At 71.2% G+C, this 21,798-nt stretch carries 21 protein-coding genes; 14 read left to right on the forward strand and 7 right to left on the reverse strand.

What is annotated here, in order from left to right:
• The 5 genes from ACLJQM_RS05210 to ACLJQM_RS05230 are packed head-to-tail and all read left to right on the forward strand — an operon-like array spanning position 1 to position 3,988.
• On the forward strand, positions 1–768 hold the full coding sequence (locus tag ACLJQM_RS05210) for an ABC transporter substrate-binding protein (RefSeq protein WP_410630317.1): 768 nt from the start codon (positions 1–3) through the stop codon (positions 766–768).
• A 7-nt stretch (positions 769–775) separates the two neighbouring features.
• Entirely contained in the window at positions 776–1,555 is a 780-nt protein-coding gene (locus ACLJQM_RS05215) for an ABC transporter substrate-binding protein (RefSeq protein WP_410630318.1), read from the forward strand.
• A 6-nt stretch (positions 1,556–1,561) separates the two neighbouring features.
• Positions 1,562–2,323: an amino acid ABC transporter permease gene (locus ACLJQM_RS05220; RefSeq protein ID WP_410630319.1), complete on the forward strand. Its 762-nt coding sequence runs from the start codon at positions 1,562–1,564 to the stop codon at positions 2,321–2,323.
• Positions 2,320–3,063 carry an amino acid ABC transporter ATP-binding protein gene (locus tag ACLJQM_RS05225; protein WP_281506206.1) on the forward strand — a complete coding sequence of 248 codons (744 nt, stop codon included), beginning with the start codon at positions 2,320–2,322 and terminating at the stop codon, positions 3,061–3,063. The genes ACLJQM_RS05220 and ACLJQM_RS05225 overlap by 4 nt, the downstream gene beginning before the upstream one ends.
• Positions 3,064–3,106: 43 nt before the next feature.
• Positions 3,107–3,988: an MOSC domain-containing protein gene (locus tag ACLJQM_RS05230; protein ID WP_410630320.1), complete on the forward strand. Its 882-nt coding sequence runs from the start codon at positions 3,107–3,109 to the stop codon at positions 3,986–3,988.
• Here the strand turns inward: ACLJQM_RS05230 and ACLJQM_RS05235 are convergent.
• On the reverse strand, positions 3,871–4,677 hold the full coding sequence (locus ACLJQM_RS05235) for an S-adenosyl-l-methionine hydroxide adenosyltransferase family protein (protein ID WP_360779418.1): 807 nt from the start codon (positions 4,675–4,677) through the stop codon (positions 3,871–3,873). The genes ACLJQM_RS05230 and ACLJQM_RS05235 overlap by 118 nt on opposite strands.
• Before the next feature lie 47 nt (positions 4,678–4,724).
• Between ACLJQM_RS05235 and ACLJQM_RS05240 the strand changes: the two genes are divergently transcribed.
• From ACLJQM_RS05240 to ACLJQM_RS05250, 3 genes are all read left to right on the forward strand, one after another.
• On the forward strand, positions 4,725–5,729 hold the full coding sequence (locus ACLJQM_RS05240) for a phosphoribosylaminoimidazolesuccinocarboxamide synthase (RefSeq protein WP_247016854.1): 1,005 nt from the start codon (positions 4,725–4,727) through the stop codon (positions 5,727–5,729).
• Entirely contained in the window at positions 5,650–6,114 is a 465-nt protein-coding gene (locus ACLJQM_RS05245) for an NADPH-dependent FMN reductase (RefSeq protein WP_410630321.1), read from the forward strand. Before ACLJQM_RS05240 ends, ACLJQM_RS05245 begins: the two co-directional genes overlap by 80 nt.
• Positions 6,115–6,227: 113 nt before the next feature.
• A complete protein-coding gene (locus ACLJQM_RS05250) occupies positions 6,228–6,923 on the forward strand; it encodes a DUF2334 domain-containing protein (RefSeq protein WP_410630322.1) in 696 nt (231 codons plus the stop codon).
• 31 nt (positions 6,924–6,954) lie between these two features.
• Here the strand turns inward: ACLJQM_RS05250 and ACLJQM_RS05255 are convergent, their stop codons facing one another.
• Positions 6,955–7,590: an MBL fold metallo-hydrolase gene (locus ACLJQM_RS05255; RefSeq protein WP_410630323.1), complete on the reverse strand. Its 636-nt coding sequence runs from the start codon at positions 7,588–7,590 to the stop codon at positions 6,955–6,957.
• Between the two features lie 255 nt (positions 7,591–7,845).
• Here ACLJQM_RS05255 and ACLJQM_RS05260 point away from each other — a divergent pair, with 255 nt between their 5' ends.
• On the forward strand, positions 7,846–8,724 hold the full coding sequence (locus ACLJQM_RS05260) for a hypothetical protein (protein ID WP_410630324.1): 879 nt from the start codon (positions 7,846–7,848) through the stop codon (positions 8,722–8,724).
• Positions 8,725–8,957: 233 nt separating this feature from the next.
• On the opposite strand, the gene ACLJQM_RS05265 is transcribed toward ACLJQM_RS05260, so the two are convergent.
• Positions 8,958–9,896, reverse strand: coding sequence for a DUF5937 family protein (locus ACLJQM_RS05265; RefSeq protein WP_410630325.1), 939 nt, complete (start codon positions 9,894–9,896; stop codon positions 8,958–8,960).
• A gap of 61 nt (positions 9,897–9,957) precedes the next feature.
• Here ACLJQM_RS05265 and ACLJQM_RS05270 point away from each other — a divergent pair, with 61 nt between their 5' ends.
• Both ACLJQM_RS05270 and ACLJQM_RS05275 read left to right on the forward strand, forming a co-directional pair.
• Entirely contained in the window at positions 9,958–11,103 is a 1,146-nt protein-coding gene (locus tag ACLJQM_RS05270) for an MFS transporter (protein WP_360779433.1), read from the forward strand.
• A 33-nt stretch (positions 11,104–11,136) separates the two neighbouring features.
• On the forward strand, positions 11,137–12,633 hold the full coding sequence (locus ACLJQM_RS05275; protein WP_247016867.1) for an aldehyde dehydrogenase family protein: 1,497 nt from the start codon (positions 11,137–11,139) through the stop codon (positions 12,631–12,633).
• On the opposite strand, the gene ACLJQM_RS05280 is transcribed toward ACLJQM_RS05275, so the two are convergent.
• A complete protein-coding gene (locus ACLJQM_RS05280; RefSeq protein ID WP_360779439.1) occupies positions 12,630–14,198 on the reverse strand; it encodes a GMC family oxidoreductase in 1,569 nt (522 codons plus the stop codon). The two genes, ACLJQM_RS05275 and ACLJQM_RS05280, sit on opposite strands and share 4 nt — an antisense overlap.
• Positions 14,199–14,365: 167 nt before the next feature.
• Between ACLJQM_RS05280 and purS the strand changes: the two genes are divergently transcribed.
• Both purS and purQ read left to right on the forward strand, forming a co-directional pair.
• Positions 14,366–14,605 (forward strand): phosphoribosylformylglycinamidine synthase subunit PurS, encoded by a 240-nt coding sequence (purS, locus tag ACLJQM_RS05285; RefSeq protein WP_086861396.1) that lies wholly within the window; start codon positions 14,366–14,368, stop codon positions 14,603–14,605.
• Positions 14,602–15,279 carry a phosphoribosylformylglycinamidine synthase subunit PurQ gene (gene purQ, locus ACLJQM_RS05290; RefSeq protein ID WP_410630326.1) on the forward strand — a complete coding sequence of 226 codons (678 nt, stop codon included), beginning with the start codon at positions 14,602–14,604 and terminating at the stop codon, positions 15,277–15,279. The genes purS and purQ overlap by 4 nt, the downstream gene beginning before the upstream one ends.
• 46 nt (positions 15,280–15,325) lie before the next feature.
• Here purQ and ACLJQM_RS05295 read toward each other — a convergent pair whose 3' ends face one another.
• From ACLJQM_RS05295 to ACLJQM_RS05305, 3 genes are all read right to left on the reverse strand, one after another.
• Positions 15,326–15,778, reverse strand: a complete 453-nt coding sequence (locus ACLJQM_RS05295) for a hypothetical protein (RefSeq protein WP_410630327.1) — start codon at positions 15,776–15,778, stop codon at positions 15,326–15,328.
• Positions 15,779–15,861: 83 nt separating this feature from the next.
• On the reverse strand, positions 15,862–17,607 hold the full coding sequence (locus ACLJQM_RS05300; protein ID WP_410630328.1) for an ABC transporter ATP-binding protein: 1,746 nt from the start codon (positions 17,605–17,607) through the stop codon (positions 15,862–15,864).
• Positions 17,604–19,238: an ABC transporter ATP-binding protein gene (locus ACLJQM_RS05305; protein WP_410630329.1), complete on the reverse strand. Its 1,635-nt coding sequence runs from the start codon at positions 19,236–19,238 to the stop codon at positions 17,604–17,606. The genes ACLJQM_RS05300 and ACLJQM_RS05305 overlap by 4 nt, the downstream gene beginning before the upstream one ends.
• A 243-nt stretch (positions 19,239–19,481) precedes the next feature.
• Here ACLJQM_RS05305 and purL point away from each other — a divergent pair, with 243 nt between their 5' ends.
• On the forward strand, positions 19,482–21,788 hold the full coding sequence (purL, locus tag ACLJQM_RS05310; protein ID WP_410630330.1) for a phosphoribosylformylglycinamidine synthase subunit PurL: 2,307 nt from the start codon (positions 19,482–19,484) through the stop codon (positions 21,786–21,788).
• Positions 21,789–21,798 lie beyond the last annotated feature (10 nt).

A 21,798-nucleotide genomic window follows, 5' to 3' on the forward strand; every position in this document is an offset into this window, starting at 1 on the left:
ATGAAGAAGCTGATCGTCACCGTGCTGGCCGCGGCCCTCACGCTCACCGCGTGCGGCGGGGGTTCCGAGAGCGCTTCCTCGACGTTGCGCGTCGGGACGCTGAGCGACGCGCCGCCCAACATCTACTTGAAGGACGGCAACTACACCGGCTTCGACAACGAGCTGCTCAAGGCCATCGCGGTCAAGCAGAACCTGAAGCTGGAGTTCGCCGCGACCGACTTCTCGGCGCTGCTCGGGCAGGTCGCGTCCGGCCGCTTCGACATCGCCAGCTCGGCGATCGCGCAGACCGACGAGCGCAAGAAGACGGTCGACTTCTCCGCGGCCTACGACTTCGAAACGATGAGCATCCAGGCCAAGCAGGGCACCCCGGTGACCGACGAGAAGGGCTTGGCGGGCAAGCGGGTCGCCGTCATCCAGGCGACCGTTGGCGACCACTGGCTGACCAGCACCGTTCCGACCGCGCAGGCCGTGCGCTTCCCCGACTACGCCGCCGCGCTGACCGCGTTGAAGACCGGCTCGGTCGACGCGTACATCCTCGACCAGAGCATCGCGGAGAAGAACGTCACCGACAACGCCGACGCCAAGCTCGTCGTCGTGAAGAGCTTCGACACCGACGTGCCGCACGGCTTCGCCGTCAAGAAGGGCAACGCCGATCTGCTCAAGAAGGTCGACGACGGGCTCAAGCAGGTGATCTCCGACGGGACCTGGCTTAAGCTGCACCAGCAGTTCCTGCCGACCGCTCCGGTGCCGGCCGGGTTCCAGGGTTAGGAGAAGCATGAAGAAGTCACTGGTCACGGCGCTCACCGCGACCTTGCTGGCGGCGCTCACCGCGTGCGGCGGCTCGGATGGCGGCGACGGCAAGACCCTCCGGGTCGGCACACTGAGCGACTCGAAGCCGAACGCCTACCAGGAGAACGGCAACTACACCGGCTTCGACAACGAGCTGCTCAAGGCCATCGCGGCCAAGGAGGGCCTGAAGCTGGAGTTCGCCGCGACGGAGTTCTCGGCGCTGCTCGGCCAGGTCGCGAACGGCACCTTCGACATCGGCAGCTCGGCGATCTCCCAGACCGACGCCCGCAAGAAGACCGTCGACTTCTCCGCGCCGTACAACTACCAGTCCCTCGGCATCGAGGCCAAGGAGACCGCCGGCATCACCGACGAGAACTCGTTGGCGGGCAAGCGGATCGGCGTCGTCCAGGGCACGGTCTCCGACACCTGGCTCGGCTCGAACGCACCGACCGCGCAGGCCGTCCGCTTCCCGAACGACGCGGCCACCCTCAACGCCCTCAAGACCGGCGCGATCGACGGCGCGGTGTTCGACCAGGCCACGGCCGAGGACTACGCGAAGAACAACGCCGACGCGAAGCTCAAGGTGACCAAGGCGATCACCACGACCATCCCGCACGGGTTCGCCTTCAAGAAGGGCAACACCGACCTGATCGGCAAGATCAACGACGGCCTGAAGAAGGTCATCGCGGACGGCACCTGGGTCAAGGTGCACGACCAGTTCGAGCCGACCGCGCCGGTGCCGGCAGAGTTCAAGGCGGGGCAGTAGTCCACAATGGACGACTTCGTCAACACGTTCCTGAACTGGGACTACATCACCCAGGTCCTGCCCGACCTGCTGAAGACCGGTCTGCTGAACACGCTCGTCCTGTCGGTGTCCTCGGCGCTGATCGGCACCGTGCTCGGCATGCTGCTCGCCGTCATGGGCCTGTCCACCAAGTGGTGGCTGCGCTGGCCGGCCCGGATCTACACCGACGTCTTCCGCGGGCTGCCGGCCATCCTGACGATCCTGCTGATCGGCCAGGGGCTCGGCACGCTCGCGCGGGACGTCGTCGGGACGAACCCGTACCCGATGGGGATCCTGGCGCTGTCGCTGATCGCGGCCGCGTACATCGGCGAGATCTTCCGGTCCGGCATCCAGAGCGTCGACAAGGGGCAGATGGAAGCCAGCCGGGCGCTCGGGATGAGCTACACCAGGTCGATGCTGCTGGTGATCATCCCGCAGGGCGTCCGGCGGGTGCTGCCCGCGCTGGTGAACCAGTTCATCGCGCTGGTCAAGGACTCCAGCCTCGTCTACGTCCTCGGGCTGCTGTCCGGCCAGCGCGAGCTGTTCCGGATCGGCCAGGACCTCGCGGCCAACACCGGGAACCTCTCGCCGCTGGTCGCCGCGGGCGTGTTCTTCCTGGTGATCACCGTGCCGCTGACGCACCTGGTCAACTACATCGACAAGAAGCTCCGGACCGGGCGCAAGGTGCGCGCGGACGAGCCGGGTGACGACGAGCTGGACCTGGTCGCCAGCGGGAAGGTGACGTCGTGACCGCGACCCGGGTGCGTTCGTCCAGTGTGGAGCTGCGCGACATCCACGTCAGCTTCGGCACGCTCGAAGTCCTCCGCGGCGTCGACCTCAAGGTCGAAAGCGGCAGGACGACGTGCGTGATCGGGCCGTCCGGTTCAGGCAAGTCGACGCTCCTGCGCTGCGTGAACCGCTTGCAGGAGCCCGATTCCGGCGACCTCCTGCTCGACGGCGAGTCGGTGATCAGGTCCGACCCGGACGCGCTGCGCCAGCGGGTCGGCATGGTGTTCCAGCACTTCAACCTCTTCGGTCACCGGAGCGTGCTGGACAACATCGTGCTGCCCTTGCGCAGCGTGAAGAAGATCGGCAAGGAGGAAGCGGCGGAGATCGCCCGCGCCCGGCTCGCCGAGGTCGGCCTGGCGGACAAGGCGCCGTACCGGCCGAGCGCGCTTTCGGGCGGACAGCAGCAGCGCGTCGCGATCGCACGGGCGCTGGCCATGGACCCCGAGGTGATGCTCTTCGACGAGGCCACCAGCGCGCTCGACCCCGAGCTGGTCAAGGGCGTGCTGGACCTGATGGCCGGGCTGGCTTCGCGAGGACTCACGCTGATCGTGGTGACGCACGAGATGGGGTTCGCCCGCAGCGTCGCCGACGAGGTCGCGTTCATGGACGCGGGGAAGATCGTGGAGCAGGGCCCACCGGCCCGGGTCTTCGACGAGCCGCAGAGCCCACGCCTGCAGCGATTCCTGTCACAGGTGCTCTGAAAACGGCACGCGTGCTCGCCGTGCCCGCGGGTAACCTGCGGGCATGGCGAGGATCGCGCGGCTGACGTACTACCCGGTCAAGGGGTGTGCCGGCACTTCGGTACCGGCCGCCGAGGTCGGGCCCGCCGGGCTGGCGCACGACCGGGTCTTCCAGGTCGTCGCGCCGGACGGTGACTTCCGCAGCCAGCGCCGTTACCCGGCGCTGGCCGCCGTCCGGCCGCGGGTGCTGGACGGAACGCTCACGCTGTCCGCGCCCGGCCGGGACGACCTCACGATCGACGTCCGCCGCGACGGCCCCCGCCACCCCGGCTCGACGTTCTCCTGGCACGGCGAAGGCGTCCACCAAGGAGAAGCCGCCGCCGAGTGGTTCTCGGACCTGCTCGGCCTGCCGTCGGTGCTGATCCGGGTCGCGCCGGACCACGAACGCGTCACCGGCGGCGAGCACCCGGGCACGGCCGCCTTCGCCGACGGGCACGCGCTGCTCGTCGCCTCGGAGTCCTCTTTGGACGCCCTGAACGCGCGCATCCTCGAACGCGGCGGCGAGCCCGTGCCGATGGATCGCTTCCGCCCCAACGTCGTCATCTCCGGCTGGCCGGAAGCGCACACCGAAGACGAGGTCCGCGAGATGCGGGCAGGCACCGCGGAATTCGGCTACGCCAAGCAGTGCGTGCGCTGCACCGTGCCGATGGTCGACCAGGAGACCGGCGAAAAGGCCGGCCCCGAGCCGATCCGCACGCTGGCGTCCTACCGGCGGCACCCCGACGGCGGTGTGGTCTTCGGGATGAAGGCCGCCGTGCTGCGCCCGGGTCAGGTGGCGGTCGGCGACGAGGTGATCGTGCATTCCTGGGCGGGCCCGAGCCCCAGCACCGCCGACGCCGAACCGCCGTTGACGGCGACCGCGAGCCGCCCGGCCGAGTCCGTGTAGAGGACGCTGGCCCCGGCCGGGACGTCCGCGAACGTCCGGCCGACCACCGTCGTCACCGCGACCCGCTCGCTGTGCACGGAAACCGCGCCGGTCAGCCCGGACAGCTCGAGGTCGGCCGGGGTCGCGGCGAGCTGGACGTTGCCGAAGTGGTCGACCGTCAGCACCTCCGACACCAGCTTCCCGGGGAAGGCCGCGACGAACGGCTCCGGCATCGACACCAGGTCGGTGACCGGGTCGCCGAACGCCGAGGGCGCGACCCCCAGCGCCAGGTGCGCGGCCGCGGGCGCGAAGACGTCCCGGCCGTGGAACGTCGCCGACGTGACCGGCAGCCGCAGCGACGGCTCGGCCAGCTCGTACGCCGCCCGGACCCCGCCCAGCGCCTGCGCGGCCGGCAGCAGGAGGCCGTTGTCCGGCCCGACCAGCAGCCCGTCCCCGGCGACGACGACCACGCCGAGCCGGGTCGTGCCCACGCCGGGGTCGACGACGGCGACGTGCACCGACTCCGGCAGGAACGGTGCCGTCTGGGCCAGTGCCATGGCCCCGTGCCGGATGTCCTGGGGCGGCACCTCGTGCGTCACGTCGAGCACGCGCACCGCGGGCGCGAGCCGCGCGATCACGCCGTGGCAGGCCGCCACGAAGCCGTCGCGCAGGCCGTAGTCGGTGGTCACCGAGATCCAGTCGTACGCCATGCCAGCATCATCCATGGTGGCGGAGGGTGCCGGTTAGGGTTCAGTGCGTGACACCCCTCCCCACCCCCGAGCGGCTCGCCTCCGGCAAGGTCCGCGACCTCTACGCCGTGGGCGACGACCACTTGCTGATCGTCGCGTCCGACCGCATTTCCGCCTTCGAGCGCGTGTTCCCCACCCCCGTCCCGGACAAGGGCCGGGTGCTCACCGCGATGAGCGCGTTCTGGTTCCGCGAGCTCGCCGACGTCCTCCCGAACCACCTGGTGGCCTGCGAAGGGCCGCTGATCCCCGCGTCCTTCCGCGGCCGCGGGCTGCTGGTCGAGCGGCTCGACATGCTGCCGGTGGAGGCGGTCGTCCGCGGGTACCTGTCCGGGCGCGGGTACGCCGACTACCGCCGCTCCGGCGCGGTCTGCGGGCTCGCGCTGCCGGCCGGGCTGCCCGAGTCGGCCCGGCTGCCCGAGCCGATCTTCACGCCGTCCACCAAGGCGCGGCCCGGCGAGCCGGACGAGAACATCGACTTCGACACCTTCGCGGCGGTCCTCGGGCGCGCGCTCGCCGAGGAGGTCCGCGAGGCGTCGCTGGAGCTGTACCGGCGGGGTGCCGCGCGGGCCGCGGAGCAGGGCCTGCTGCTCGCGGACACGAAGTTCGAGTTCGGCATCGGGGCGAACGGCGGGCTGGTCCTCGCGGACGAGCTGCTGACCCCGGACTCGGCGCGCTACTGGCTCGACGGCGACCACCGGCCCGGCCGCCCGCGGCCGTCGTTCGACAAGCAGCACGTGCGCGACTGGCTGGTCGGCCCGTCGTCCGGCTGGAACTGCGTGGCCCCGCTGCCGGCACTACCCCCGGCGGTGGTGACCGCGACGCGCGACCGGTACATCGAGGCGTACCACCGCGTGACCGGGCTTTCCCTGGCAGACTGGCCGCGTGATCCTGCTGATCTGCGGCAGCCTGCGAGCAGGCTCGGGCAATGCGGCGGTGCTGGGGACCGTCGCGACGCTCACCACGAGCACGACGTACACCGGTCTCGGCGAACTGCCGCACTTCAACCCCGATGACGACCGCGACCCGCTGCACCCCGCGGTCGCGTCGCTCCGGGAAGCGATCAAGGCGGCCGACGCGATCCTGATCTGCACCCCGGAGTACGCGGGCGGCCTGCCGGGCTCGTTCAAGAACCTCCTGGACTGGACGGTCGGCGGCGGCGAGATCTACGGTAAGCCGGTGGCGTGGATCAACGCGTCCTCGATCGCCGCGCCGACCGGCGGCCGCGACGCGCACGACTCGCTGCGCAAGGTGCTGACGTACGCGGGCGCGAAGATCGTCGACGAGGCGTGCGCCCGCATCCCGGTCTCGCGCGCGGACGTCGCCGACGGCCAGGTCGCCGACCCCGACCTGCGCGGGCGGATCGCGATGGCCCTGCAGCTCCTGCGTGAGGGCATCTGACGCCTTGGGGGTCCGAAGCTCGGCCCCGGAGGCCACAGCCCCTTCCGGCAACGGTCGTCCGCCCGTTCTGCGCAGTTCACGGCGACGTCAGACGCGTGCGTCCCAATGGTGGCGTGGACGCTCGCTTGCTGGTTTCGCTGTCGGGAATCACCCCGCGCACGCTGCACCGGTGCGCCGACCTCGCGGCCGAGCTCGACCGCCGCAAGGTGCCGTTGTCGCTGCTGTACGCGGCCCGCACCGGCGAAGGCCCGGTGACGGAGTGGGTGCGCACCCGCGCCCGCACCGGTGATTCGGTGCTGCTGCACGGCTACGACCACTCCGTCACGCCCACCCACCGCACGGTGTACCTGGGCAAGAAGGCCGAGTTCGCGACCCTGCCGGCGCACGAGGCCCGGCTCCGGCTGATCGCGGCGAAGGCGTTGCTGGACACCGCGGGCCTCGCCGTCGACGGCTTCGCCCCGCCGCGCTGGGTCGCGTCCCAGGGCACGCTGCAGGCACTGGCCGAGCACGGCTTCCGCCTGTGCGCGGACCTCGGCGCGGTGCGGGACCTCGTCACGGGTGAGGTGCGCCGCGCCCGCGTCCAGGAGTTCACGAGCCAGTCACACCGCACGGAAACGGTGCGCTGCTTCGCCCTGGTGCTGGCGGCGGCCCGCGCGGCCCGCCGAGGCGGCCTGGTCCGGCTGGGGGTGGAGGCCGCGGACCTCACCCGCCCCGGCCTCCGCCAGGCCCTCCTGGACGCGGTCGACGTGTCGTTGGAGAACCGCGCGTTCGGCGCGACTTACGGCTCGCTGCGCACGGTGGCCGCCTGAGTTTCCGCGGGCCTGGCGGAGGGAAGATGTCCTAGAACTTCGCGGGTTCGGCCCGTTCGAGCACCTTGACCTCGGTCCCTTCGGGCGCGAGGTTCCCGAACAGCCCGTAGTGCATGGCGGGGTTGGCGAGCACGGCTTCGTGGATCGGCACGGCCACCCGCGGCGCGACGGCCCGCAGGTAGTCGACGGCTTCGCCGGCCTTCAGCCACGGCGCCCCGGTCGGCAGCCCCAGCACCTCGATCTTCTGCTCCGGCACGAAGAACGAGTCGCCGGGGTGGAAGAACGCGCCGTCGTCGAAGACGTACCCGATGTTCGGGATGACCGGGATGTCGGAGTGGATGACCGCGTGCTCCCCACCGACCGCCTTGACGGAGGTGTCCCCGACGGCGTAGGCGTCCCCGACGTTGGCGACGTCGAACTGCACCCCCAGCTTCTGGACGGCTTCGGCGGACCCGGGATCGACGATCAGCTTCGCCTCCGGGTTGGCCTCGAGGATCTTCGGCAGCCGCTCGACGTCGAGGTGGTCGAAGTGCTGGTGCGTGACCAGCACGGCGGACAGCTCCCGCTCCCCTTCGAAGCCGGTGGAGAACGCGCCGGGATCGATCAGGATCCGCTCGGAGCCGGTCTCCAGCAGCAGGCAGGCGTGTCCGAAATGGACGATACGCATCGATGGTTCTCCTTTGCGGGTGGACGATTCCAGCCTAGCCCGAGTGGCCGTAACCTCGCCAACACGCTCGGTGGCCGGACGTCGCTCCCGCTTCGGCGGCCGTGCCGGAATCCCCGCCACCGGTGACGCTCGGTTTCTGTTCTCGGTAAATGTCCTTGATCTGTCCACCCCGAACGGAGCAACTTCGTCGAATTGTCCTTCGGTGGCTTATTCTGGTGCGTCCGGCACTCGTCGTGGTGAGGAGCGGGCGTCCAGATGCTCAAGAGTTTCCTCGGCTGGCTCCGGGACTACGTCGTCTACACCGGCATTGTGGGCTTGGTGGAAGGGGTGCTGGGTATCCTGGCCTTCGGCGGGCTGCTCAGCGCATTGCTCGGGAATACGGCGATAAAGGCGGGCGCCATCGTCGCCGTTCTCCTCGGGGTGATCGGCTTGTACATCCTCCTGATCGCGAACCGGGTCGAATGGCGGTCACGAACGGAACTCGACCGCCGCCTGCTCCAGTACTACTGCAGCGTCCTCAAGGAGCGGCACGGTCACTCGTGGCGGATCGCCAGCTGGGTGGAGTCCGCGGCGGTGCGGGCCAACGGCGACGCGAGCGAAGTGATCACCGTCAAGGCGATCGTCGAATGCGACTTGCTCGACTTCTTCGCGGTCCGCACGGGGGCGGGTTGGCACCAGTCCGAGAAGGCGCGCCGCAAGGTCAAGGTGGACGTCAAGTCGGTCGAAGTGGACGGCATCGGCGGCACGCGACGAGATGCGACTTCCACGTGGCTGAATGACGACAGACTGGAAATCATCGCGCATTTCGGTAGTCCGGCGAGGCGTGGCGATGAAATCGTCATGGTGATTGAAAAGGAATGGCCGGGAAAGTGTGCGCCATTAATGCGGGAGCGGCAGCCGGATGAATTCGCGTTGACGTTCGCGTGCGTTGCCGACTACCTGGAATACGCGGTTCAGCTACCGGAGGGCAGCGACGTCGCGTGCGACGCGATCGGGCTGGTGAAGGGCCAGCACGACTACTCGCTGTCGGTCAGGCGCAACGGTGTCGGGCCGACCGAGGTGTGCCTGGTGGTGAGGAACATCCCGCCACGCGTGCGCGTCGGGATGCGCCTCGACCTCAAGAAAACGAGGTAGCCCGTCCGAAGGATGGGGGCACCTTGCTGCTGTTGCAGGCGGAACTACGTGTCTCCACCTTCGCCACCTTGGTGATTCATTCTCATCCTCTGTTGGGCATCACGGAAGTCTTCGGCCGGACGAGCCTGCCGAAGACTCGCGACTCTAGCGCGTCGAAGCCGATCATGAGCGCCTATCGCACGATGAGATGATTATTTTAAGTTAGGACTTGCAGGTAACTTGTCGCTTGTTGCTCAAAGCTTCCCGGCGAGCAAGGCGTCCCCGAGTTCCGTCCGCCGGTACAGCACCCGGTGCCCGCGCCGCTCCGAAGCCAGCAACCCCGCCCCGCGCAGCGCCGTCAAGTGCGCCGACACCGTCGCCGGCGCCAAGCCACACCGCCGGGCCAGCTCAGTAGTCGCAGCCGGCCGGTCCAACGCAGCCAGCAACAACGCCCGCGTCCGGCCGAGCACCTCCGCCAGCGCCTCCGGCAGCGCCACCTCGGACGTCCACAGCGAAGCCACCCCACGCGCCGGGTACAGCACCGAAATCTGCCACGGCGGCACCGTCACCACGCCGACCCCGGGCCACGCGAACACCGCCGGGATCAGCAGCAGGCCGCGGGAATCGATCTCCAGCCGCTCGCGGGCGTGGATGTCGATCAGCACCGACGTCCCCGCGAGCCGGACCCGCGGGTGCAGCTCCGCGAACATCGCCGCGATGCCGCCCGAACCCAGCTGCCGCGTCCGGAACGCGATGTCCGCCGCCAGCAGTTCGCGCAGGCGGGGCCACTCCGGGGCGAGCAGCGTGTGCCAGACCGTCTCCAGCTGGTCGGCCAGCAGGTCGCGGGCGGTCGCCGGATCGGCCGGCAGCAGCGACAGGTCCGCGTCGACCATCCCCAGCTCCAGCGCCACCTGCGACGGTGGCGTCGCGCGCACGGCCCGCAGCTGGGCCGCCGCCGTCGTCTCCGGGCCGTCGGGCGGCGGGCTCAGGAACTCGGTGATGTAGTGCCGCGCGCTCAGCACCGCGGCCAGCTCCGGCACGTCGACGGCGGGCGCGCCGGACAGCCACGGCAGGTGCGCCGGGTGCGTGCGGACGCCGAGCAGCGTCCGGACGGCGCCGAGCACCTCCTCCAACGGCGAAATCGCGAACCGGACGCGCTGGCTCCCGGCCGCGGTCAGGACCAGCTCGATCATCGGTGATTCGCTCTCACCCGAATGAGTGTGCTGCAAGAACCGGCCAGGAGAGCGTGTGGGCATGTCGTTGTTCACCCATCGCGCCTACTGGCGCTGGTCGGCGGGCGTCCAGTTCGCTCGGCTCCCCGCGACCATGGCGCCGCTCGCGTTCACCCTGCTCACGACGGCCACGACCGGGTCGTACCGGCTGGGTGGCGTGCTCATGTCGGTCTTCGTCGTGGCCGAGATGGCCGGGGCCGTGCCGGTCGGGCGGCTGCTCGACCGCGTCGGGCCGGCCAGGGGGCTCCCCGCGCTGCTGCTCCTGACCGCCGCCGGGTTCGCGGCCCTCGCGACGGCCGCGGCGAGCGGGGCGCCGAACGCCGTGCTGCTCGCCCTGGTCCTGCTGCCCGGGATCTCGGCCGGCGCGCTGTCCGGCGGCTTCCGGACGCTCCTGGCCGACGCGGTCGACGACGAACTGCTGCCGCGCGCCATCTCCGTCGACGCGATGATCCTCGAAGGCGTGCTGATCGGCGGTCCGGCGCTGGTCGCGCTGCTCGACCTGGCCGGCACGTTCGTCCCGATCGCCGCGATGGCCGTGGCCTGCGTGGCGGCCGCCGCGCTCGTCCCGCGCCGCGCGGGTGAGCTCGATCGGGTGGAATCCGCTGACGACGTCCCGCCCGCGACGCTCTTCACCTACCTGCCGTGGCTGTGCTGCGCGTTCACCGTCGGGCTGCTGCTCTCGACGATCGAGGTCGCGCCGCTGCCGCTCGTGCAGCGCCTCGGCGCGCCGGAAACGGCCGCGCCGGTGGTCATCGCCGTGCTGAGCGGGGCGAGCATCCTGGGCAGCGCGCTCTACGCGTGGCGCGGCAAGACCGGCGACCCGCGGCTGTTCCTCGGCGGGTTCGTCGCCGGCGGGCTCGCGCTCGCCGCCGACCTCGGCTGGCCGGGGCTGATCGCGTCGATCGCGCTCATCGGCGGGTGCACCGGCCCGCTGGTCGCCGCGACGTCGGTCAACCTCCAGCGCCTCTTACCGAAGAACCGCAGGTCAGCGGGGTTCTCGCTGAGCTTCACCGTGCAGGCGTGCGGCTTCGGGCTGGGCTCGCTGGCGGTCGGCGTGCTGCCGTTGTGGCTCGCCCCGCTGTTCGGTGTCTTTGCCGCGGCGATCGCCGGTGGAATGCTGGTGGTGAAGCCCGCGCGAGCTATTGGCACAGTGTCAGTAACGTCGTAACCTGGGCTGAACCTCGACCCACGGGAGACGCCGATGACTGCCGTCCAGCCGAAGCCGACGTCGGTCGGCGAAACCTTCGACTCGCTCAGCCCGGCGACCGACGAGGTGGTCGGAACCTACCCGATCCACACGGCGGACGACGTGCAGGCGGCCGTCGAGCGGGCGCGCGTCGCGGCGCTGTGGTGGGAAGGACTCGGCTTCGCCGGGCGCGCGGAGCGGCTGAAGAGCTGGAAGGGCGTGCTGACGCGGCGGCTGCCGCAGCTGTGCCAGGTGGTCCGCGACGAGACGGGCAAGCCGATCGCCGACGCGCAACTCGAGAGCGTCCTGGCCATCGAGCACATCGCCTGGGCGGGCAAGAACGCGAAGAAGATCCTCGGCAAGCAGAAGCGCTCGGCCGGGCTGCTGATGTCGAACCAGGCCGCCACCGTCGAGTACCAGCCGCTGGGCGTGGTCGGCGTGATCGGCCCGTGGAACTACCCGGTCTTCACGCCGCTCGGCTCGATCGCGTACGCGCTCGCCGCGGGCAACGCCGTCGTCTTCAAGCCCAGCGAGTACACCCCCGGCGTCGGGAAGTGGCTGGTCGACGCGTTCGCCGAGATCGTCCCGGAGCAGCCGGTGCTGCAGCTGATCACCGGCTTCGGCGAGACCGGCGCGGCGCTGGTCGGCGCCGGCGTCGACAAGATCGCGTTCACCGGCTCGACCGCGACGGGCAAGCGCATCATGGCCGCGGCCGCCGAGACGCTCACCCCGGTGGTCATCGAGGCCGGCGGCAAGGACCCGGTGCTCGTCGACGCGGACGCCGACCTCGACGCCGCGGCCGACGCCACGGTGTGGGGCGCGTTCTCCAACTCCGGCCAGACCTGCATCGGCGTCGAGCGCGTGTACGTCCACGAGAAGGTGCACGACGCGTTCGTCGCGAAGGTCGTCGAGAAGTCGAAGGACGTCCGCGCGGGCTCGGACGAGGCCGCGCAGTACGGCCCGGTGACGATGCCCTCGCAGCTCGGCGTGATCAAGCGCCACATCCAGGACGCGCTGGCCCGCGGCGGAAAGGCGGTCCTCGGCGGCGAGGACGCGGTCGGCGACCGCTACGCGCAGCCGACGGTGCTGATCGACGTCCCGGAGGACTCCGAAGCGGTCACCGAGGAGACCTTCGGCCCGACCGTGACGATCGCGAGGGTCCGCGACATGGACGAAGCGGTCGAGCTGGCCAACAGCACGAAGTACGGCCTGGGCTCGACGGTCTTCTCGAAGTCCCGCGGTGTCGAGCTGGCCGAGAAGCTCCGCACGGGCATGACGGCGATCAACGCGCCGCTGTCGTTCGCGGGCATCGCGTCCCTGCCGTTCGGCGGCGTCGGCGACTCGGGCTTCGGCCGCATCCACGGCCCGGAGGGGCTGCGCGAGTTCGCCCGCACGAAGGCGATCGCGCGTCAGCGCTTCACGGCCCCGCTGACGCTGACGTCGTTCACCCGCAAGGACTCGACGGACGCGCTGGTCGCCAAGCTGGTGACCATCCTGCACGGCAAGCGCTAGCGGCCCCGGATCAGGTCCGCCGCCTTTTCCGCGACCATGATGGTCGGCGCGTTCGTGTTGCCCCGCGGCACCACGGGCATCACGGACGCGTCGACCACGCGCAGGCCTTCGACGCCATTCACGCGCAGCTTCGGGTCGACGACCGACCCGATCGAGCAAGTCCCGACCGGGTGGTAGAGCGTCTGCGTGTTCTCGCGGACGTGCTCGGCCAGCTCGGAGTCGCTCAGGTCGTGCCGCGCGGGCAGGAAGGGCTGGTCGAGGAACCGCTTGAGCGGCCCCGACTTCCCGATGTCGATCAGCGCGCGCAGCCCGGCGATCATCGTCTCCATGTCCCGCGACTCCGAGTAGTACGCCGGGTCGATTTCCGGCTTCCACAGGGGATTCGCCGACTTCAGCCGCAGCCGGCCGCGGCTCGCGACGTCCACCAGCGTCGCCGCCGACGTGAAGCCGGGGACCGTCGGTTCGCGCATGCCGTTGTCGTAGAACAACGTCGGCGCCACGTGGATCTGCATGTCCGGCGCGGGCAGGCCGTCCGTGGTCGGGAAGAACGCGCCCGCCTCGCCGATGTTCGACGCCAGCGGGCCGCGCTTGGTCAGCTGGTAGCGGACGAGACCGCGCGGGGTCGCCGCGTCGACCAGGTCGGTCGTGCCGCGGGTGGACCAGATGATCCCGCAGGCCGGGTGGTCGTGCAGGTTCTCGCCGACGCCGGGCAGCGCGGCGACGACGTCGATGCCGTGCTCGCGCAGGTGCTCGGCCGGGCCGACGCCGGAGACCATCAGCAGCTGCGGCGAATTGACCGCGCCGCCGCTCAGGATCACCTCGGTGGACGCGTGCGCGGTGCGCTCGACGCCGTTGTCCAAATAGGACACCCCGGCCGCGCGGGTGCCTTCGAAGACGATCCGGGTCGCGGGCGAGGACGTCTTCACGGTGAGGTTCGGCCGCTCGAGCGCCGGGCGCAGGTAGGCGTCCGCGGTGGACCAGCGGCGGCCCTTCTTGCAGGTCACCTGGTAGACGCCGGCGCCTTCCTGGCTCTCGCCGTTGAAGTCGTCGGTGCGCTTGAGGCCCCACGAGACGGCGGAGTCGACCCAGGCGTGCGACAGCTCGTGGGTGAACCGCCGGTCCTCGACGTGCAGCGGGCCGTCGGTGCCGTGCAGCGGGTCACCGAGCCGCTGGTTGCCCTCGGCGCGCTTGAAGTAGGGCAGGACGTCGTCCCAGCCCCAGCCTTCGGCGCCGTGGGAATCGCGCCAGCCGTCGTAGTCGGCGCGGTTGCCGCGGATGTAGATCATCGCGTTGATCGACGAGCAGCCGCCGAGCACCTTCCCGCGCGGCCAGTAGGACGTCTTGCCGGTGTGCTTCTGCTCGACGGTCTCGTAGTTCCAGTCCCACTTGGTCTTGAACAGCGAGGGGAACGCGGCGGGGATGTGGATCTCGTCCGCGGTGTCCTCGCCGCCCGCTTCGAGCAGCAGGACCTGGGCCGACGGGTCTTCGGTCAGGCGGTTGGCGAGCACGCAGCCCGCGCTGCCGGCGCCGACGATGACGTAGTCGAAGGACTCCTGGACGGCCACGGTGCCTCCTGTTGGCGAGATGTCAACGACTCATCATGGCGCAGCGCCGCGCCCTCGGCCAGTCTAGGTTTTCCGGTGGCCCTCGCCACCTGGGCGCGAGGGCGGCGAACGGGGTCAACTATGCTGGCCCGGTACCCACGACCTGCGTGAATAAGGAGCAGCCTGCCGTGGCCCGAGTCGTCGTCGACGTCATGCCGAAGCCCGAAATCCTCGACCCGCAGGGGCAGGCCGCGCTCGGCGCCGCCGGCCGCCTCGGCTTCACCGGGATCAAGGAGATCCGCCAGGGCAAGCACTTCGAGATCGAGGTCGACGACACGGTCGACGACGCGACGCTCGAGAAGATCGCCGAGGGCTTCCTCGCGAACCCGGTGATCGAGCAGTGGACCATCAAGCGGGTGGAGGCGTGAGCGCCCGCATCGGCGTCATCACCTTCCCAGGCACCCTGGACGACGGCGACGCGGCCCGCGCGGTCCGCTACGCCGGCGGCGAGGCGGTCCCGCTGTGGCACGCGGACGAGAACCTTCACGACGTCGACGCGGTCGTCGTCCCGGGCGGGTTTTCGTACGGTGACTACCTGCGCGCGGGCGTGATCGCCCGCTTCGCCCCGGTGATGACCCCGGTGATCGAGGCGGCCCGCGCCGGCATGCCGGTCCTCGGCATCTGCAACGGCTTCCAGATCCTGTGCGAGGCGGGACTCCTGCCGGGCGCGATGATCCGCAACCAGGGCCTCCACTTCATCTGCCGCGACCAGTGGCTCCGGGTGGAGAACACCTCGACGGCGTGGACCACGCGCTACGAAGAGGGCGCCGAGATCCTCATCCCGATGAAGAACATCGACGGCTGCTACATGGCCGAGCAGTCCACTTTGGACGAGCTGGAGGGCGAGGGCCGCGTCGTGTTCCGCTACGTCGGCGGCAACCCGAACGGCTCCCGCAACGACATCGCGGGCATCCGCAGCGAAAACGGCCGCGTGGTCGGCCTGATGCCGCACCCGGAGCACGCGATCGACGCGCTGACCGGCCCGTCGGACGACGGGCTCGGGATGTTCTTCAGCGCGGTGGACGCGCTGGTCAAGGCCTGACGCGAAGCAGCCGGGACACCTCCTGAGGTGTCCCGGCTGGTCGCGTTCAGAGGCTGAACAGCGCCTCGGCCACCCCGTCGCGGTCCGCGTTGACCGGCCTGCTGCACCAGTCGGGCCCGCCTTGGCACACCTGGATCTTGAGGCGGTCGAAGCCGCCGACGCGGTCCGGGTCCCCGATGGTGAAGTGGAACGGCTCGGTCTTGTCGGCGGGCGTGCTCCGGGTCGTGCTGTCGATCTTCACCGAGCCCGCGTAGGCCTCGAAGTAGACGGTCGTGCCGGAACCCTCGATGTCGGTCATGGTGCCCTGCACGGTCGCGGTCCGGTTGCCCCACGCGACACCGCCCAGGGTGCCGCCGACGGCGCAAGTGGTGGGACACAGGTCGAAGCTGTCGTTCGGCCAGGTCGCCGCCGCGGCCGGCGTGGCCGCCATCGCAGCGGCGGTGATCGCGATCCCGGCGGCGGCCGCCCCGGCTCGTGGGGCTCGGCTTGTCGACGTCATCGGGCATCTCCTCAGGGTCGGGCCGGGGGGCCCGGCACCGTGGACACGCCCGACCCGGCCTCGCGGTTGAGGCGGCTTCCGGGCTACGAAGCCGCCGCCACCAGCCGGGCGTACGAGCCGCCTGCCGCCAGCAGGGCCGAGTGCGGGCCGAGCTCCGTGATGCGGCCGTCCTCCACCACCGCGACCCGGTCAGCCGCCGCGGCCGTGTGCAGGCGGTGGGCGATCGCGATCACCGTGCGCCCGGACAGCACGCTGTTCAACGACCGCTCCAGGTCCCGCGCCGAGCCCGTGTCCAGCAGCGACGTCGCCTCGTCGAGCACCAGCGTGTGCGGGTCGGCCAGCACCACCCGGGCCAGCGCCAGCTGTTGCGCGATCGCCGCCGGCACCGGGTGCTCGCCGGAACCCAGCTTCGTGTCCAGCCCGGCCGGCAGCGTGGCGACCCAGTCCGACGCGCCCGCCGACGTCAGCGCCGCCAGCAGCTCCTCGTCGGTCCAGTCGCCACCCGCGCGACGGGCCGGCAGCGCCAGGTTCTGCCGCAGCGTTCCCGAGAAGACGTGGTGCTCCTGGGTCAGCAGCAGCACCTCGCCGCGCAGGACGTCGTCGGCCAGTGCCGAGACGTCCTGCCCGCCGATGCGGACCGAGCCCGACGACGGCGCCGCGATGCCCGCCAGCAGCCGGCCGAGCGTCGACTTGCCCGCGCCGGACGGGCCGACGATCGCCAGCCGCTCGCCCCGCGGGACGCGCAGGTCGATGCCGTGCAGCACCTCGCGGTCCGCGGTGTAGGCGAACCGGACGTCGTGCACGTCGATGTCGCGCCCGCGTGGCACCTCCTGCACCTTCGGCGCCTCCTCGGAGGCCACCGCGTGGACGCCGAGGATCCGGCGCGCCGCGGCCGCCGCGACCTGCAGGTCCTCCAGCCAGAACAGCGCCTCGTTCAGCGGCGCCGCCATCGCCTGCATGTACAGCAGCATCGTGGTGATCTCGCCGAGCCCGGCCCAGCCCCGCGTGTACGCGAGCAGCCCGAGCGGCAGCATGACCGCCAGCGGGACGACGTAGCTGATCTCCAGCGACGGCAGCCAGCGCAGCTGCAGCGCGCGCATCCGGCGCTCGCCGTGGATGCTGCGGTCCAGCGCGTCGTACGCCGCGCCGACCCGCCGCTCGGTCAGCCCGAGCGCCTCGACCGTGCGCGCGCCCTCCGCCGTCTCGTGGACGCTGGTGGTCAGGTCCGCCCAGCGGTCCAGCATCCACTGCATGACCGCCGGGATCCGCCGCTGGTACCAGACGTTGACCGGCACCAGCAGCGGCACCGCGACCAGCAGGCCGAGCGAGAGCAGCGGCGACGTGAGCACCATCGCGATCACCGTGAACACCACGGTCACCGCCGCGACCAGGATCTCCGGCGCCGCGAACCGCGCCGCGTGGTCGATCCGGCCGAGGTCGGTGGTGGCGCGGCTGAGCAGGTCGCCGGTGCCCGCCGCCTCGACGGTGCCGAGCGGCAGCCGCAGCGCCGTCCCGACGAACTCCTCGCGGGTGTTGGCCAGCACCTGCTCGCCGAACACCGCGCCGCGCATCCGCGCGATCTTCCTGGCCAGCGCCTGCAGCGCCATGATCGCGACGAACGCCACCGCGAGCAGGTCGACGTGGCCGGTGGTGGTGCCGGCCGCGACGTCGTCGACGAGCGAGCCGAGCAGCTGCGGCCCGGCCAGCCCGATCACCGTGGCCACCGCCAGCGCGCCCAGCAGCAGGCCGAACTCGCGTTTGTTGACCACCACCGTGCGCCGCGCCCAGCGGCGGACGTCCCGCCGGGACGCCGTGGGAAGCCGTTTCATACCGTCACTACTTTCACCGTGAAGACTTCGTCTGCCACATGTGTCCACAAAGGACTCTGGCTGAACACCACCGTCGTCCGGCCGCGGCGCAGTGCCGCGACGCGCTCGGTGATGCGGGCCTCCGTGTGCGCGTCGACCGCCGACGTCGGCTCGTCCAGCACCAGGACGTCGGCGTCGGTCGCCAGCGCGCGGGCCAGGTTGAGCCGTTGCCGCTGGCCGCCGGACACCTCGCGGCCGCGCTCGCCGATCACCTCGTCGACGCCTTCCGGCAGCGCCTCCACGATGTCGTCGGCGTCGGCCGCGTACAGCGCTTCGGTGATGTCGACGCCGGACGTCCGCGCCGGCGCCAGCTGCTCGCGCAGCACGCCGGAGAACCAGATGTCCTGGTTGTGCGCGTAGACGATCCGCCGCCGCAGCTCCGCGAGCGCGACCCGCTCCGCCCGGACGCCGCCGACCAGCACCGCTTCGCCCTCGGCCGGGTCGGCGAACCGGGCCAGCCGGTCGGCCACCGCTTCGCCGTCGGCGCCGAAGTCGACGACCGTCAGCCTGCCGGGCGCGACCCGCACCCCGGACTCGGTGTCCACCAGCTCCAGCGGCCCGTCGGGCAGCGGCTCCGGCGTCTCCGGGTCCGCCAGCTTCGGGTGGATCGCCAGCAGCGCCACGACCTTCCGCGACGCGACCAGCCCGGACGTGATCGAGCCGACCGCCTCCGTCGCGGCGGTGACCGGCCAGATCAGGAACGCCGAAACGCCGTAGAACGCCACCAGCTGCCCGACGCCGATCGAGCCGGCCACGGCCAGCCGCGCGCCGAGCCAGGTGATCACCACGGTGACCAGGCCGGGCAGCGCGATCTCGGCCGCGGCCAGCCACGCCTCGGCCTTGCCGACCTCGATGCCGGCCCGCCGCACCCGCTGGCTCGTCTCCCGGAAGCGGGCGAAGAACCGTCGCTCGCCGCCGATGCCCCGCAGGATTCGCAGGCCGGACACGATGTCCGCGCCCAGCGCGTTGACGTCCCCGCGCTGCTCACGCTGCTTCGCCTTGCGCTTCTGCAGCGGGGCGAGCAGCGGGCCGATGCCGAGCACCGCGACCGGCACGCCGACCAGCGCGACCACGCCCAGCAGCGGCGACGTCGAGACCAGCCAGACCGCGACCACGACGAACGCCAGCAGCGAGCCGAACGCCCGCCCGGTCATCTCGACCGTGTTCCCGATGTGGTTGATGTCGGTGGTGCTGACGGCGACCAGGTTGCCGGTCGTCGTCTGCTCGCGCAGGCCGGCGCCGACGCGGGTGGTGTGCGCCGACACGGTCCGCTGGGTGGTGCCCGCGCCGTGCAGCCACAGGCCGTAGTTGAGGAAGTGCAGCCAGGTCCCGAAGACCGTCTGCACCAGGCCGAGCACGGCCGCGACGAGCGCCCAGCGCCCGACCGCGGCACCGTCGTGCGCGGTGATCGCGCCGATGCCCTGGCCGACGACCAGCGGCAGCAGCGCGCCGGGAAGCGCCCAGACGACACCGATCGCGGCGGCGCCCAGCACCGTCCCGAGCCGGGCCCGGAAGACGGCGAGCAGGAAGCGGCTCGCGCTCGGCCGTGCGGGCAGCCGCAGCGGCGGAAGGGGGTATGTGGCGGAAAGCACGATTGTCGACGGTAAGCCGACACCCGGGCGAAGGCGACCGATTTTCGCGCCGCGCGGCTCGGGGGACCCCCGGTTTCAACGTTACCCGCGGGGTCTGACAATTCCGGGCCCGCGCACTCGGGGGCGCCCCGGGTTGTCCCCATGCCGGGCCGCGGTGTCGCGCCGCTCACACCCGCCGGGGGCCGTCCGATTTCGGTGGCCCACCGTCCGGGGCGCCACCGGCCTGCCCGTATCCTGGCGGCCGTGGCGAACCCTGACACGGACACCGTGACCAGCACCGTTGACACCACCGAGCGCGCCGGGGCGACCCCGGAGCACACCCAGCCGTATCGCGAATTGGGCCTCGCCGACGACGAGTACGCCCGCATCCGGGAGATCCTCGGCCGCCGGCCCACCGATGCCGAGCTGGCGATGTACTCGGTGATGTGGAGCGAGCACTGCTCCTACAAGTCGTCGAAGAAGCACCTGCGGTACTTCGGGGACACCGCCACCGACGAGATGAAGGCCAAGATGCTGGCCGGCATCGGCGAAAACGCGGGCGTCGTCGACATCGGCGAGGGCTGGGCGGTCACCTTCAAGGTGGAGAGCCACAACCACCCGTCCTATGTGGAGCCGTACCAGGGCGCCGCGACCGGCGTCGGCGGCATCGTCCGCGACATCATGGCGATGGGCGCGCGGCCGCTCGCGGTCGCCGACGCGCTGCGCTTCGGCCCGGCCGACGCCCCCGACACCAAGCGCGTGCTGCCCGGGGTCGTCGCCGGCGTCGGCGGCTACGGCAACTGCCTCGGCCTGCCCAACATCGGCGGCGAGCTCGTCTTCGACCCGTCCTACGCCGGCAACCCGCTGGTGAACGCCCTGTGCGTCGGCGCGATGCGCGTCGAAGACCTGCACCTGGCGTTCGCGTCCGGCACCGGCAACAAGATCATCCTGTTCGGCGCCCGCACCGGCCTCGACGGCATCGGCGGCGTTTCCGTCCTGGCGAGTGACACCTTTTCGGGTGACGAGTCCTCGGGCGGGCGCAAGAAGCTGCCGAGCGTCCAGGTCGGCGACCCGTTCACCGAGAAGGTGCTCATCGAGTGCTGCCTCGAGCTGTTCGCGCAGAAGCTCGTCGTCGGCATCCAGGACCTCGGCGGCGCCGGCCTGTCCTGCGCGACGTCCGAGCTGGCCGCGGCCGGCGACGGCGGCATGCACATCTACCTCGACCGCGTTCCGTTGCGCGCCACCGGGATGACCCCCGCCGAGGTGCTCTCGAGCGAGTCGCAGGAGCGCATGTGCGCGGTCGTCTCGCCGGAGAACGTCGAGGCGTTCATGGCGGTCTGCCGCAAGTGGGACGTCATCGCCACCGACATCGGCGAGGTCACCGACGGCGAGCACCTGGTGATCACCTGGAACGACGAGGTCGTCGTCGACGTCCCGGCGCACACGGTCGCCCACCAGGGCCCGGTGTACGACCGGCCGATCGAGCGACCGTCGGATCAGGACGCGCTGATCGCGGACACGTCGGCGAAGCTGCCGCGTCCGTCCACTCCGGACGAACTGCGCGCGGACGTGCTGCGGCTGATCTCGTCGCCGAACCAGGCGTCGAAGGAATGGGTGACCTCGCAGTACGACCGGTACGTGCGCGGCAACTCCGTGCTCTCGCAGCCGTCGGACTCGGGCATGATCCGCATCGACGAGTCGAGTGGCCGTGGCGTCTCGGTCGCGACGGACTGCAACAGCAAGTTCGTCTACCTCGACCCGTACCGCGGCGCGCAGCTGGCGCTGGCGGAGGCGTACCGCAACGTGGCCACGGGCGGCGCGACCCCGGTCGCGGTGTCGGACTGCCTGAACTTCGGCGCTCCCACCGACCCGGGCGTGATGTGGCAGTTCGAGCAGGCGGTCCACGGCCTCGCGGACGGCTGCGTCGAGCTCGGCATCCCGGTGACGGGCGGCAACGTGAGCTTCTTCAACCAGACCGGTTCGACGGCGATCCTGCCGACCCCGGTGATCGGCGTCCTCGGCGTGATCGACGACGTCACCCGCCGCATCCCGACCGGCATCGGCGCGGAAGCGGGCGAAACCCTGCTGCTGCTGGGCGAAACGCACGACGAACTGGACGGTTCGGCCTGGGCCCGCGAGCTCCACGGCCACCTCGGCGGCGTGCCCCCGAAGGTCGACCTGGCCCGCGAGAAGCTGCTGGGCGAGATCCTGGTGGCGGGCTCCCGCGACGGCATGATCTCGGCGGCGCACGACCTTTCGGACGGCGGCCTGATCCAGACCCTGGTCGAGACCGTCCTCATCGGACAGTGCGGCGCCCGGGTCTTCCTGGACAGCGACCAGGATCCGTTCGTCCAGCTCTTCTCCGAGTCGGCCGGCCGCGTCCTGGTGGCGGTCCCGCGCACGGAAGAGCTGCGCTTCACGGAGATGCTGACCGCGCGCGGCCTCCCGTGGCGCAAGACCGGCGTGGTGGACCCGGAATCGGGCACGCTCGAACTGCAGGGCATCACGGAGTTCTCGCTGGACGAGCTGCGCGGAGCCTGGGAAGGCGCCCTGCCGGCGCTGTTCGACTGAGCACCGGAGG

Origin of the sequence: Amycolatopsis sp. cmx-4-83, assembly GCF_046548815.1 — a bacterium.
In the GTDB taxonomy this organism is placed as follows: domain Bacteria; phylum Actinomycetota; class Actinomycetes; order Mycobacteriales; family Pseudonocardiaceae; genus Amycolatopsis; species Amycolatopsis pretoriensis_A.

Bases quoted from the DNA above. Each gene is read 5' to 3' on its own strand.
- ACLJQM_RS05210 (WP_410630317.1), top strand. From the start codon at position 1: ATGAAGAAGCTGATCGTCACCGTGCTGGCCGCGGCCCTCACGCTCACC.
- ACLJQM_RS05215 (WP_410630318.1), top strand. From the start codon at position 776: ATGAAGAAGTCACTGGTCACGGCGCTCACCGCGACCTTGCTGGCGGCG.
- ACLJQM_RS05220 (WP_410630319.1), top strand. From the start codon at position 1,562: ATGGACGACTTCGTCAACACGTTCCTGAACTGGGACTACATCACCCAG.
- ACLJQM_RS05230 (WP_410630320.1), top strand. From the start codon at position 3,107: ATGGCGAGGATCGCGCGGCTGACGTACTACCCGGTCAAGGGGTGTGCC.
- ACLJQM_RS05235 (WP_360779418.1), bottom strand. From the start codon at position 4,677: ATGGCGTACGACTGGATCTCGGTGACCACCGACTACGGCCTGCGCGAC.
- ACLJQM_RS05255 (WP_410630323.1), bottom strand. From the start codon at position 7,590: ATGCGTATCGTCCATTTCGGACACGCCTGCCTGCTGCTGGAGACCGGC.
- ACLJQM_RS05260 (WP_410630324.1), top strand. From the start codon at position 7,846: ATGCTCAAGAGTTTCCTCGGCTGGCTCCGGGACTACGTCGTCTACACC.
- ACLJQM_RS05265 (WP_410630325.1), bottom strand. From the start codon at position 9,896: ATGATCGAGCTGGTCCTGACCGCGGCCGGGAGCCAGCGCGTCCGGTTC.
- ACLJQM_RS05270 (WP_360779433.1), top strand. From the start codon at position 9,958: ATGTCGTTGTTCACCCATCGCGCCTACTGGCGCTGGTCGGCGGGCGTC.
- ACLJQM_RS05275 (WP_247016867.1), top strand. From the start codon at position 11,137: ATGACTGCCGTCCAGCCGAAGCCGACGTCGGTCGGCGAAACCTTCGAC.
- ACLJQM_RS05295 (WP_410630327.1), bottom strand. From the start codon at position 15,778: ATGACGTCGACAAGCCGAGCCCCACGAGCCGGGGCGGCCGCCGCCGGG.
- ACLJQM_RS05300 (WP_410630328.1), bottom strand. From the start codon at position 17,607: ATGAAACGGCTTCCCACGGCGTCCCGGCGGGACGTCCGCCGCTGGGCG.